The organism is Streptomyces smaragdinus (assembly GCF_009604385.1).
Taxonomy (GTDB): Bacteria; Actinomycetota; Actinomycetes; order Streptomycetales; family Streptomycetaceae; genus Streptomyces; species Streptomyces smaragdinus.
In genome coordinates, this window is sequence record NZ_WEGJ01000037.1 from 1 (window position 1) to 12,767 (window position 12,767).

At 67.9% G+C, this 12,767-nt stretch carries 11 protein-coding genes and 1 pseudogene; 9 read left to right on the top strand and 3 right to left on the bottom strand.

All coding sequences use genetic code 11. The features are described 5' to 3' along the window. Positions 1 to 62: 62 nt before the first annotated feature. Together SRB5_RS37615 and SRB5_RS29190 are read left to right on the top strand one after the other, a co-directional pair. Positions 63 to 1,058: pseudogene (locus tag SRB5_RS37615) on the top strand (RHS repeat-associated core domain-containing protein); the annotation flags it as partial. Between the two features lies 1 nt (position 1,059). Further along, positions 1,060 to 1,512 (top strand): hypothetical protein, encoded by a 453-nt coding sequence (locus tag SRB5_RS29190; RefSeq protein WP_153456460.1) that lies wholly within the window; start codon positions 1,060 to 1,062, stop codon positions 1,510 to 1,512. A gap of 108 nt (positions 1,513 to 1,620) precedes the next feature. Here the strand turns inward: SRB5_RS29190 and SRB5_RS29195 are convergent, their stop codons facing one another. Both SRB5_RS29195 and SRB5_RS29200 read right to left on the bottom strand, forming a co-directional pair. Next, the gene (locus SRB5_RS29195; protein WP_153456461.1) at positions 1,621 to 1,818 is read right to left on the bottom strand and encodes a DUF397 domain-containing protein; all 198 of its coding nucleotides are present in this window, start codon (positions 1,816 to 1,818) and stop codon (positions 1,621 to 1,623) included. A 7-nt stretch (positions 1,819 to 1,825) separates the two neighbouring features. After that, the gene (locus tag SRB5_RS29200) at positions 1,826 to 2,677 is read right to left on the bottom strand and encodes a helix-turn-helix domain-containing protein (protein WP_153456462.1); all 852 of its coding nucleotides are present in this window, start codon (positions 2,675 to 2,677) and stop codon (positions 1,826 to 1,828) included. Positions 2,678 to 2,866: 189 nt separating this feature from the next. Between SRB5_RS29200 and SRB5_RS29205 the strand changes: the two genes are divergently transcribed. The 6 genes from SRB5_RS29205 to SRB5_RS29225 all read left to right on the top strand — a co-directional run bounded on the left by SRB5_RS29205 (position 2,867) and on the right by SRB5_RS29225 (position 11,402). Beyond that, on the top strand, positions 2,867 to 3,277 hold the full coding sequence (locus tag SRB5_RS29205) for an ATP-binding protein (protein WP_153456463.1): 411 nt from the start codon (positions 2,867 to 2,869) through the stop codon (positions 3,275 to 3,277). 162 nt (positions 3,278 to 3,439) lie between these two features. Next, the gene (locus SRB5_RS29210) at positions 3,440 to 3,877 is read left to right on the top strand and encodes a hypothetical protein (protein WP_153456464.1); all 438 of its coding nucleotides are present in this window, start codon (positions 3,440 to 3,442) and stop codon (positions 3,875 to 3,877) included. Between the two features lie 90 nt (positions 3,878 to 3,967). Beyond that, positions 3,968 to 4,096: a hypothetical protein gene (locus SRB5_RS37265; RefSeq protein ID WP_267132621.1), complete on the top strand. Its 129-nt coding sequence runs from the start codon at positions 3,968 to 3,970 to the stop codon at positions 4,094 to 4,096. Positions 4,097 to 4,606: 510 nt separating this feature from the next. Continuing rightward, positions 4,607 to 6,088, top strand: coding sequence for an AAA family ATPase (locus tag SRB5_RS29215; protein WP_153456465.1), 1,482 nt, complete (start codon positions 4,607 to 4,609; stop codon positions 6,086 to 6,088). Between the two features lie 143 nt (positions 6,089 to 6,231). Continuing rightward, on the top strand, positions 6,232 to 8,322 hold the full coding sequence (locus SRB5_RS29220) for a cellulose binding domain-containing protein (RefSeq protein WP_153456466.1): 2,091 nt from the start codon (positions 6,232 to 6,234) through the stop codon (positions 8,320 to 8,322). 101 nt (positions 8,323 to 8,423) lie between these two features. Beyond that, complete coding sequence (locus SRB5_RS29225) at positions 8,424 to 11,402, top strand: SpaA isopeptide-forming pilin-related protein (RefSeq protein ID WP_153456467.1); 2,979 nt, start codon at positions 8,424 to 8,426, stop codon at positions 11,400 to 11,402. A 64-nt stretch (positions 11,403 to 11,466) separates the two neighbouring features. Here SRB5_RS29225 and SRB5_RS29230 read toward each other — a convergent pair whose 3' ends face one another. Beyond that, the gene (locus SRB5_RS29230) at positions 11,467 to 11,829 is read right to left on the bottom strand and encodes a peptidoglycan-binding domain-containing protein (RefSeq protein ID WP_153456468.1); all 363 of its coding nucleotides are present in this window, start codon (positions 11,827 to 11,829) and stop codon (positions 11,467 to 11,469) included. Positions 11,830 to 12,426: 597 nt separating this feature from the next. Between SRB5_RS29230 and SRB5_RS36015 the strand changes: the two genes are divergently transcribed. Then, a complete protein-coding gene (locus tag SRB5_RS36015) occupies positions 12,427 to 12,714 on the top strand; it encodes a helix-turn-helix domain-containing protein (protein WP_194293067.1) in 288 nt (95 codons plus the stop codon). The last annotated feature ends 53 nt before the right edge of the window (positions 12,715 to 12,767 follow it).

Consider the following 12,767-nt stretch of genomic DNA (forward strand, 5'->3'; position numbering starts at 1 on the left):
AGTCACCCAGGACCTCGGCGACCATACGCACCGCACGTCGGCGCAGCTCAGGCGGGTAGGAGGAAGATCGTGCCATGACTCGAATCCTTACACGTGTTCGAGTCTCCACCAAACCCGGAACGGTTCACAACGCCCTCACAGACGTCACCACCCCCGACGGCACCCACTGGCGCTACGCCTACGACCCCCTGGGCCGCCGCACAAGCAAACAACGTCTGTCCCCCGACAACTCAATCGCAGAGGAAACCACCTTCACCTGGGACGGCACGCTTCTCTGCGAACAAACCACCACAGGCCCCACCCCCCACCCAGTAACCCTCACCTGGGACCACCAGGGCCTGACCCCCCTGTCCCAAACAGAACGCCTCCTGAACGAAGCAACCCAACAGGAAATAGACGCCCGCTTCTTCGCGATAGCCACAGACCTGATCGGCACTCCCACCGAACTGATCGACGACACAGGCACAATCACCTGGCACACCCGCACAACCCTCTGGGGCACAACAACCTGGAACCGCACAGCAACGGCGTACACCCCCCTACGCTTCCCAGGCCAGTACTACGACCCCGAAACGGGCCTCCACTACAACCACCACCGCTACTACGACCCCACCACAGCCCGCTACACGACCCCGGACCCCCTGGGTCTCGCACCTGCGCCCAATCCCACTACCTACGTCCACAGCCCCCACACGCGAACCGACTCTCAAGGTCTTGCACCTGATTACCCCACCCGCGTAAAGGAGAAAGTTCTAGACACGTACGACAGTTTCGAACAGGCGCGCAACAAAGCGCTTGACTTGCTCGGAGAGATCGATCCTCACACCCGTGTTCCATTGGTGGGCCGGCTTGAAGCAGCGGAATCCACCTACGGAAGAACTGTCGGATTCACCACTCGAGTCGACGGGGTGTACAAGCAATTCAGACTTGACTTTGACCCCGAAAAAGGTACACACATCAACGTCATGGTCGGCAAGGGTGCATCCGCGCAGAAATGGGCCGTCCCATGGCGGGGCACAGAAGAAGATCTCATCAAAATGCTCAAAGGAAACACCTGAAATGCACACGAGCCCGTACGGAAGCAGACCCGACCTGCTCCCCGACTTCATTCGCGCCGGCAACCCGGCAATCCATCCTCTTAGCCTGGAAGAGAGCCGGGCAATGGAAAGCGTCAGCATCAACAGGTTCCAGGCTACGATCGGCGGACGTATCAGCTTCGAGGCAGCAGAGGTTGTCAGTCGGGAAACTTTCCGAGACGAAGGTGACGGAGCCAGCACAATCGCCCGACTATTGCGGGATTTCTTCGGCTCTACATCGGAGGTCGTCACCTTCTGGGACAACCTGATCATGCCCACCGTTCGTCTCCCTGTCGCGATGGCCGTGGAGAACTCAAGAGAATTATTGGAATCCGATGTCGACTTCTGGTTTTATTCACCCGGAAACCCCATCCTGATCGAATGCAGGCAGGATGGCAATGTCACAGTGGCCCATATCTCAGCTATTGAGCCCTAGCCTCGATGCACCATCACGAAAAATCGAGCAGCGGATGCCTACGAGGAGCTGGGCAGTGACAACCATTGAACTGCCGCTACCTCGTTGGCATCCGCCAGGTGCGGTACGTCAGGTCAGGTGATCGAACTCGCCCGCTTTGACACCGAGCAGGAACGCACGGAGCTTAGCCTTGTCCGTGGTCACGATGGTTTCCGGGTCGTCGCTCTCTCGTATGAGAATACCGTCCGACGTGGCGGATATTTCGATACACTCTCCGGACGCCTGAGAGAACGAAGACTTCTTCCACACTGCTGCCTGATCTGCCATGAGAATATCACTTCTCCTTTGCGATGCGATGAATCATTTTCCTTGACTCGTCAGCACTCAACGAGAGCTCTTCAATCGCCGAGAAGAGGCTTCGGTATTTTTTGAGCTGCACCTCCGCGTTCACGAAGTGCATGCCATGGGCGCCCTCGATCACAACAGTGTCCAGCTGAGGGACCGGCCCACCGGCGTAGAACAGCTGGGGAGTAAACCCGATGGACACCTCGACCGAGAAAGGGATTACCCGGACGGAGATATTCGGCAGCTCGGCGACCTCAAGGATGTGCTCCAACTGCCTGCGCGAGATGTCCCGGCTGCCGTAGTTGATCTGCAGGGCGGCCTCATGAAGGATCGCCTCGTACGGAGTCGGGCTCTCCCTCTCGAAGATGTCCCGGCGGCGCAGACGATGCTCGACCTGCGCGTTCGTCTCGTCCTCCGAGGGACCTGGAATCGCTGCCCGGTAGACAGCCCGCGCGTAGTCCTCGGTCTGGAAGATCCCCGGCATGATGAGCGCTTGGGCGGTGCGCAGATATTTGGCGTGATGCTCAAGCTCCGCCAGATCCAAGAGAGCCGGCGGAAGCACCCCGTGATACTTCCCCCACCACCCCTCACCCCGCTCGCGGGCCATCGCGATGAGCGCCTGGACGAGCTCCTGATCACCGACCTCGTAGTACGAGGCAAGGAACTGGACCCGCTCCGGCTTGATCCCCCACCGGCCGGCCTCGACATGGCTCATGAGCGAACGCTCGCCCCCGAGGTGCGCCGCCGCGTCGGCACCAGACACCCCCGCGGCCTCGCGCAACTTGCGTAGTTCGGCGCCCAGTCGGGCCTGGCGTGCGGTCGGCTTCTTTGCTGGTTTCATCACGCCCCCTTCTGTACGCCTTCGTTGGAGACGAAATCACTGTCTCACAGGAGGAACCACTCGATCGAGTCAAAGCGGCCTCTCACCATTGAGGGACCGAGGAAGTGTTCCCTACAGTCCCTGACGTGGCACGCGTCACAACCGGTAAGCAACCAAGTGCAGCCGGACACCATCCCGTTGGAGGCTGCCATGCCATCGCTGATCGAAACCGGAGGCGAGTACCGCCTCAGATTCCTGGTCGAGCCACAGGAGCTCGCACCCCTGAGACGGCGAGTAAGAGACCAACTCCGCCTCTGGCAGCAGGACGACCTCCTCGACCCCACACTGCTCTGCCTGACGGAACTCGTCACCAACGTCCACCGCCACACCGACGGCCGCTGCTCCCTCCGCGTCGCGACCGCCCGCGGCGGCCTGCTCCTCGTAGTCAGCGACCTGTCCCGCCAGCTCCCGACCCTCCGCGAACCCGACTGGGAAGCCGGCTCCGGCCGGGGAATCTTCCTGGTCGACCACCACGCCAGATCCTGGAACGCCACCCGCACAGCGACCGGCAAAGACGTGTGGTGCTTCCTCGCCCCGCCCCGCTCCGAAGAAGAGTCCTGACCCCAACCTCGGAAGGTGACACGTACACGCAGGGATTCCAGTAGCGTGCGGTCCTTCGTCTTCGGGAGGGGAGAACTTCTCATGACCGTACCGCCGTTGCCGCCGGGAGCCGGCTTGTTCGACCTCACACGGGGCGATACTTCACACCAGACACCGCAGGACGTGGATCTCGCCGACCTGCTGGACGGGGAACCCTGGGGTCCGCTCGCCGACAGCGACGGGTGTGCCTACTGCGGTGCGACGCCGGCGGTGGCAGCACCGGTGCGGTGGTGCAGGGGCGCGTACATCCTCCACGTGTCGCTCCACGTGAAGGAGCCTTTCTGCCGCACCTGCGGGACGGCCGTCGTCCGGGGGATGTCGGCCACGACTCTGGCGTGGGCCTGGTGGGGCATTGGTTCCTTCGTGCAGGGGCCCCTGTTCCTGGTGGCCAATCTGGTGGCCAGGGCGCGATTCTCAAGGCTGGGTGAGCCCGTCGGAGCCGTCCGGCCGCCGTTCAACCGGGGCAAGCCGCTGCTGCGGCGGGCGGCGGCCTTCGGGCTGCTCGTTCCGATCACCGTGATCGGGCTGGTGGTGGCGCAGTTCGTGCCAAGCGCCCCGTAGGCGTCCCCCGCGCCGACCGACTGTGTGGGGCATGACCGGACGAACGGGTTCTACGCTGCGCCATGCGGTTCGGACTTGGCGGAGTACAGCGTGGACGACAGATTCGGCGGCGTGTATTCCGGGGCCGAGGCGGAGGAAATGTGCGCGCTGGTGGCACCGGAATCCGAGACCTTCCGTACCAACGGGCGGTACTCCGTCCTGCGTCTGACTCCACTCTGATCAGCGGAGTGGGACCGCGCCGCGAACCGGCGACGGCAACGCGCCGCGCTTCCTCCTGCGTGATGCGCTCGCGCGGAAGGCGGCCTTCGCGGCGCCCCTCCACCGGGACCCAGGCCCCGAAGTCGAAGGTCAGGCACTCGGGACAGCGCCTCGCCAACCATCCGCCACAGATAGTATCGCCAGCGATACTATCTGTGGCGATACCATTCTGACTGGTTGGGCCAACCAACAGCCGGTGGCCGAGGAAATTGCTCTTCCTCCGCTCGATCAAGTGGCTGGAGAATTCGCCGTTCGACCGCCACGACCTAACCGCCGGCGGAATCTTCCTGGCCGAGCACCACGCCGTGGAACGCCACAGCGTTGAGAGAGCGCTGTCCGAGCCCCAACGCCGCGAGCCGGAGAACATGCCTGGTCAGCGGCACAACCCGCAGCTCGCGCCCGAGTCTCCCCATCGACACGCCCGGCGATTAATATAGCCGCAACTATAATAGCTGGAGCTATAATTACCGGATGCCCCTCCCCGCCCTCCCCAAGCCCACCCGCCTCTTCGACCGCGACACCGAATGGCGCGAGCTAACCGACTTCGCGTCCTCCGGGCAAACCGGCGCCACCCTCGGCCTGGTCTACGGCCGCCGCAGGCAGGGCAAGACCCTCATGCTCGAGCTCCTGGCCAGGGAGTCCGGGGGCTTCCTCTTCTCCGCCACCCAGCAGACCGAGACCCAGAACCTCGCCGACCTCGGAGCCGCTTACGGCGCGTACCTGGGCATGCGGCGCCCCGTGCGATTCGCCGACTGGCGCGAGGCCCTCGACGAGCTGCTGCGCCTGGGCGAGGAGCGGCAGATCCCCGTGGTCATCGACGAGTTCCCGTACCTGGTCACCTCCACCCCCGCCCTGCCCTCCCTGCTCCAGCAGGCACTGAGCCCCCTCAGCCACGCCAAGGAGCACACCCGCACCCGGCTGATCCTCTGCGGCAGCGCCCTCACCACGATGGCGCAGCTGCTCGGCGGCGGAGCCCCGCTACGGGGCCGGGCCAGCATGGAGCTGGTGGTCCGCCCCTTCCGGTACCGCGAGGCGGCGGAGTTCTGGGGCGTCGCGGACGATCCCCAGCTGGCCTTCCGACTCCACGCGCTGGTGGGCGGGACCCCCGCGTACAAGGAGATGTGCGGCGGCAGCGCCCCGGACAGCGGCGGCGGGCTGGACGCCTGGGTGCAGCGGCGGCTGCTCAACCCCGCGTCCGCGATGTTCCGTGAGGGGGGTCTGCTGCTGCGTGAGGAGCCCTCGATCACCGACCCGACCTCGTACGCCGCCGCCCTCACCGCCGTCAGCGCCGGCAGCCATCGGCGGTCGGAGATCGCGGCGACCCTGGGGCGCCCGGCGAGCGCCATCGCCCATCTGCTCGCCGGTCTGCAGGACATCGGTCTGCTGGAGCAGGTCCAGGACGCCCTGCGGGACAAGCGGGCCCAGTTCAGGATCGCGGAGCCGATGGTACGGGTGCATCAGCTGCTCATTCAGCGGCACGAGCCGGAGCTGGTCGTGGGACGGGCCGACCGGGTCTGGGCCGAGGCGCAGGACAGCGTCGCCGGCAAGATCTACGGACCGCACTTCGAGGATCTGGCCCGGCAGTGGTGCTTCGAGCACGCCGACGACGAGACCCTCGGCGGCCGGGCGCGTTCCGTGCTGCCGACCGAGATGCCGTGTCGTGACCACAAGCGGGGACACGAGCTGGACGTGGTAGTCGTCGAGTCCGTGGCTCACGGAGCCGACCGCATCACGGCGATCGGTGAGGCCAAGGCGACCGCGAAGCAGATGGATGTCGGGCAGCTCGAACGGCTGGAGCACCTCCGGGGGCTGCTGCCGAGCGCCAAGGTCGGGGCGCTGCCCAAGCTCCTGCTCTTCTCCGCGGCGGGTTTCACCCCGGACCTGCAGCGCACCGCCGCCACGCGCCCGGACGTGGAGCTGGTTGACCTGCCCCGACTGTACGCGGGCTCGTAACCCGAAGCCCCGCGTCATTGACGCGACCACATCACCCCACCATCATGGGAGCGCTCCCACGACAGGGTCCACCGACGCCCGGACACCAACCACCCCAGGCATCGGGCGGCCGCGCGCACAAGACCCCCGAGGAGAACACCCCCATGCCCCTCCCCCACCGCCGCTCGACCCCCGCGAACCCCCACCGCAGACGCGCCTCCCCCCTCGCCTGCGCCCTGGCGGTAGTAGCCGCCCTCGCCGCGACTCCCGCCAGTCCCGCGAGCCCCCAAGAGGACCCCGCCGCCTCCGTCCGGATCGACGTCAACGCCGCCGAAGGCCTCGGCACCGTCGCCCCCGAGGCCTTCGGCGTGAACCACGCCATCTGGGACTCCCACATGAACGACCCCGAGGTGAGCGGCCTCCTCGAGGACGCCGGCGTCGACGTGATGCGCTACCCCGGCGGTTCCTACGGCGACATCTACCACTGGCGCGACCACACCGCCCCCGGCGGCTACGTCGCCCCCGGCACCGGCTTCGACGAGTTCATGGGCGGCGTCCGCGCCGCCGGCGCCCAGCCGATGATCATCGCCAACTACGGCACCGGCTCCCCGCAGGAGGCCGCCGACTGGGTCCATTACGCCAATGTCGAGCACGACTACGACGCGAAGCTCTGGGAGATCGGCAACGAGATCTACGGCAACGGGCACTACGCCGAGGGCTCCGGCTGGGAAGCGGACGACCACCCGGACAAGAGCCCGAACCAGTACGCCCGTGAGGTCCTCGCGTACTCCGAGGCGATGAAGGCCGTCGACCCGACCATCAAGATCGGCGCCGTCCTCACCACCCCCGGCGACTGGCCGGACGGCATCCCCGGCCCGGGCGACCCCGGGGACTGGAACCACACCGTGCTGGACGCCGTCGCCGACGCGATCGACTTCGTCGTCGTGCACTCCTACCCGGGCGGTACGAACGCCGACGAGGCGCTGGACCGTACCGTCCGGCTGCCGGGGCAGCTGCGCGAGGTGCGGCGGCAGATCGACCGGTACGCCGGGGAGCGCTCCCCCGAGATCGGCATCGCCCTGACCGAGGTCAACTCCAACGTCCAGATGAACAGCCGCCCCACCGGCCTGTTCGCCGCCGACACCTATATGACGGCCCTGGAGAACGGCGTCTTCAACGTCGACTGGTGGAACACCCACAACGGCCCCGGCCAGATCAGCACGGTGGACGGCGAGACCGACTTCAACGACTTCGGCCTCCTCTCCAGCGCCGGCTGCACCGGCGACGTCTGCCAGCCGGCGCTCAACACCCCGTTCCACCCGTACTTCGGCCTGAAGTCCCTGACCACCCTGGCCCGCCCCGGCGACACGATGATCGCCTCGCGGTCCAGCAGCGACCAGGTCTCCGTCCACGCCGTGCACCGCGCCGACGGCAGGCTCAGCGTGATGCTGATCAACAAGGACCCGGACACCACCCACACCGCGGCCATCGACTACACCGGCTACTCCCCCACCGCCGCCGCCCCGACGGTCCACCGCTACGGCCGCGGCGACACCGACGTCACCCAGGTCCCGGCGACCACCGGCGGTCCGCAGGAACTGCCCCCGTACTCGATCACCACCGTGACCGTGTCCCCGCGCAACGCCCCCGCGACCGTGACCGCCCCCAACGCCCCGCGCCTGACGGCGGCGGACAGCGGCACAGCCACGCTGAGCTGGTCGGCGCCGGAGCACGGAACGGCCGTACGGTACGAGGTGTACGAGCAGCTCGGCACCAACGCCCAGCTGCTGGCGACCTCGACCTCGACCTCGCTGACCGTGCGCAACCTCCCCCCGGGCTCCGAGCACACGGTGAACGTCCTCGCGCGGGACGCGGACGGACGGCTGTCGCGGCCGTCGGAGCCGGTGACGTTCACGACGACGTCGCCGCGCGAAAGCACCTGCCTGGTCACGTACCACATCGACGCCGGCTGGGGCGCGGGCTTCGTCGCGACCGTCACCGTGTCGAACCTCGGGGACACGGGGATCGACGGCTGGACGCTGGACTTCGACTGGCCGACGACGGGCCAGCGCGTCGACAGCTACTGGAACGCGAACGTCGGCGGCTCCGGCACCCGGGTGCACGTGACATCCGACTCGAGGCTGGCACCGAACGGCGGCAACACGGCGACGTTCGGTTTCGTCGGCGCCAACGACGGCGCGAACCCGGTCCCGCGCACGTACACCCTGAACGGCACGGTCTGCCGTACGGCCTGACCCCTCCCCCGTCCGCCGGTGTGGCGGACGGGGGTCCTCCGTACGGGCCGTCCCGCGCGTGTCTGGGCGGGATCCGGGGCGGGCGGGGATTTGCTCAAGTCATGAACAAGAGATTCTCCGCATATCGATCGGCCGCCGGGGTCGCCCTCATGACCGCGGTCACCCTCTTATCGGGAAGCCTCCCGCAGGCCCAGGCTGCCACCGACCCCACCGACGGCACCGCGGTGATCCGGGTGCACGTGGGTGGTGATCGCACCGGCGGCGGTGTGGATCCGCTGGCCGGGGCCGTGCTCGGGCTGAGTACCGAGGCGGGCGGTGAGGTGGGGCGTACCTGTACGTCGGACGCCGAGGGGCTGTGCGAGTTCATCCTGCCCACGGCGGAGACCGGCCGGAGCTATGTCGTACGCCAGGTCAGCGCGCCGGACGGCTGGGTCATGAACCCGGAGCTCCGCACCGGCCCGTCGGGCGCCGGCGGACAGGCGCGCGCGTACGAGTTCCCGACGCCGGTGGTCTGGCCGGGAAACCTGTACGAGTCGGGGTCGAACGACGCCAATGGCTTCATGCGCTTCGCCGAGCGGCTGAACGGCCCGCACACGGATTCGACCGGCGTGTGGCAGAACTCGCGGGCCAATCCGCCGCTGCCGGAGCTGTGCGGACTCCGGGTCGCGCTGATCATGGACTGGTCGACGTCGGTCGGCGGCGACGCCCCCCAGCTCCGCAGCGCCGCGGACGCGCTGGTGGACGGCCTGCGGGGCACCCCGTCCAGCATGTCCGTCTTCCACTTCTCGACCACCTCGCCCCGGCCGGGCATCCCCAACCGCCCGCAGCTGACGCCGGTCTCCTCCGCGAACGGCGCGCAGGAGATCAAGGACTCGTACCGGACCATCACCCCGGGCGGGTCGACGAACTGGGACGCCGCCTTCCGGGCCGCGGTCGCGGCGAACGGGGACTACGACCTCGCCGTCATGATCACCGACGGCAACCCGACCTCCCGGGGACCGACGGGGCAGGCCACCGGCAGGACCAACCGGTTCGCGGAGGTCGAGGACGGCATCTTCTCCGCGAACGCGCTGAAGGAGCAGGGCACCCGCGTCGTCGCGATGGGCGTGGGCAGCGGCGTCGAGGAGGCGTCCTCGGCGCTGAACCTGGCGGCGATCTCCGGACCCGTCCGCTTCACCGACGACGTCGGGACCGCGGACTACTTCCAGGACCACGACTACGGGGAGGCCGCTCAGCACCTCAGGGCGCTGGCTCTCCAGCACTGTCCGGGCACGATGCACATCGTCAAGCAGATCGTGCCGCCGGGCGGAACGCTCACCGACGCCGTACCGGCCGGTCCCGGCTGGACCTTCACCGTGGACGGTACGGGTCTGCCGGACGCGCTCGAGCGGACCACGTCCACCGACCGGACCGGCGCGGTCCAGTACGACCTGACCGGGTCCACGGCCGAGAATCTGGACCTCGACGTCACCGGCGACCAGCACGAGGGCTACGAACGGCTCGACGTGGACGGCCGGCCCGCGCGCTGTACGGCCACCCCAATCACGGAGGAGGAGGTCGGCGAGGAGATCCCGCTGGACGTCTCCCCCGGGACGACCGGCGAGGCGTTCCACGTCGCCGGGGTGCCTGCCGCGGGAACGACCACGTGCACGGTGTACAACCAGGCGCCGGAGGGCGTCACCGAGCTGACGGTCGACAAGCGGTGGAGCATCAACGGCACGACGTTCCCGCACGGCGGCCAGCCGGTGGGCCTGGACGCCGAGTTGCAGCTCACCGATCCGGCCGGTGACCTCATGCCGGAGGCCGAGTGGGGCGAGACGTACGGCGAGTACACGGCCGGTGACCAGGTCGCCGTCGGCGAGGACACCGAAGTCGACCTGCCGCGCTGCCGCCCCGAGCGGGGCGCGACGATCACCGGCGTCGACGGCGAGGCGGTACCGCTGCAGCCGGGCCACAAGGTGACGCTCTCCGCGGTCCACGCCAACAACAGGTTCACCATCACCAACTATCTGACCTGCGACGCCGGCCTGACCCTGCGCAAGGAGGTGCACGGCGGCCCCGCCGACCCGGCGGACTGGCTGCTGACGGCCACCGCGCGCGAGGAGGGACCGCTGCCGGGACCGTCCGGCAACGGCACCGCGACCGCGGACGTCACCCCCGAGGTCTCGTACGTACTCGGCGAGAGCGGCGGCGATCCGCGGTACGCCCCGGCCGACAGCCGCACCATGGAGGGCGGCGAGCCGCTCGAGCCCGGCACGACCGCCTCGTGGACCTGCGAACTCGACGGCGACGCGAGCACGGGCGGCTGGACCGACGGCGTCGAGGGCGTCGTGTCCGTACCCCTGGGGCATGACGCCACCTGCACGCTCGACAACACGGTGGCGACCGTACGGGTGGCCAAACGGGTCACCGGCGGGGACGCCGTACCGAGTGACTTCACGCTCATCTTCACTCCCGTCGGCGACAACCTTCCCGAGGGCCTCGAGCCGGTCGTCGTGCCCGGCAGCGCCGAGCCGGTCCCGATGCTCCTGCGTCCGGGAATCCCGTACCGGGTCAGCGAACTGGGCGTACCCAACTACCGGCCCTCGCTGCTGACCTGCGAGCCGTCCCACGTACAGACCGCGGGTCTGGAGCTCACCGCGACCCCGGCCGACATCGAGGCCGTGAACGTGACCTGCACCCTGGACAACGGGATCTCCGAGGACCCCGTCTCCGACGGGGTGATCGAGCTGCGGAAGCGGGACTCCGCCGACGGCAGCCCGCTCGCGGGTGCGGTGTTCCGCCTGTGGCTGGAGACCAACGGTGTCGAGGGCCTGCAGACCGACGGCGACAACCCGGACACCCCCCACGACACCGGCTGCTCGACGGACACCACCGGCGTCTGCCGCTGGGAGAACCTGCCGGTCGGCTTCTTCTATCTGCAGGAGACCGCCGTACCCGAGGGGTACGTGCTGCCGGAGGGCCGGGTCCTCGGCCCGTTCCGGATCCAGACGGGGTCCGCGCCGATCGAGGTGGGGGCGGACAACGAGCGCGACACCTGCGAGAAGGGGGACAAGCGCCCCGAGTGCAAGACCCGCTGAACGAACCGGCGCCGCCTCCTCCGGGACCGGAGGGGGCGGCGCTGGGGTCAGTCGGCCCGGTGGATCACAGGGCGCAGAGGTACTTCGGGTTGTACAGGGCGTTCCAGGTGCTCGGGCCGACGACGTAGTCCACGCCGCCCGCCGTGCCGTTGCAGCTCTGGACGTAGGCGACGGCGAGCTTGGTCTTCGGTCCGTAGCTGCCGTCCTCGGTCAGCCAGACCGGGTAGGCGCTGAACGAGTTGATGAGGCACTGCATCTGCTTGACCGCATTCCCGGTGGCGCCCGGGCGCAGCGTCGGACGGTACGAATCCGAGACGTACGTGCACCGGCCCTTGGCCTGTGCGGTCGGAGCGATCGCGACGGCCCCGCCGGCCAGCAGCGCCGCAGAAACTGTCGTGACGGCGACCCGCTTCAGGACATTCTTCATTCGCCGATTCCCCCTTCGATCAATCTGACGGATGATACTGGTGGGACGGGAGTAATTCCCGCGCCGCCAGCAACATCGCAAATCATGCCGGGGCCTCGCAGGCGGTGTCTTGAATGAAACGACTGGCCATTCGAGGCATTCGCTAGGATCGTTCTCATGCCATCTGGGGGAGAAGTGTTTTGGCAGGTCGAACGGGGTGACCGCCGTCTTCGATTCGCCAAGAACTCAAAGCTTGCGATCTTTGTCGACAGCCGTGAATCGTTGATTCCGAAACGACGTCGCGAACCTGCATGGAAACTGGTCATCGGCCTGGAAAACTCGGAAGCAGTGATGACGGAAGCACGGAATGTGACGGTCCGCGCGGCCGGCTTCCTGGTCCCGCCGGAGTTTCCCGGCCTCAGTTCCATGACCGGCGGCTATCTATGCGCGTATCTGGACGCCTGGAAGGTTTCCCTCCGAATGGAGCGAAGAATTCGACCGCTCGACAGAAGCACCTGTGACAGCCTTGTGACGAAATTGGGAATAGCCCGGGGTAAGCTGGATCTGAAATCCGGCAGGAAAGCGCTTAATTCACTGGTCGGCCCCGAAGACCCCGCGATGGACCCCCGCCTGCGCCACGTCCTGGACAACATCCTGTCCACCGGACGCCTCCAGGACCTGGCCACGGAGGCGGGCCTCTCCCCCCAGCGGATCCGCGCCCTGATCTCCACCACCCTCGGCGTCCCCCCGGTCCGCCTGCGCCACTGGGCCCGCCTCACCCGGGCGATCGAGGTCCTCGACCAGGGCCTCACGGCAGCAGCCCTCCACGGCGGCTTCGCCGACCAGCCCCACTTCACCCGCATCGCCCGCCGCCTGCTGGGGTCCCCGCCGGGAGCCGTGTTCTGAAGCGGGCACGCACGCGCCCGGACGACGCGTTCCCGCCGTCCGGGCGCCGTCGG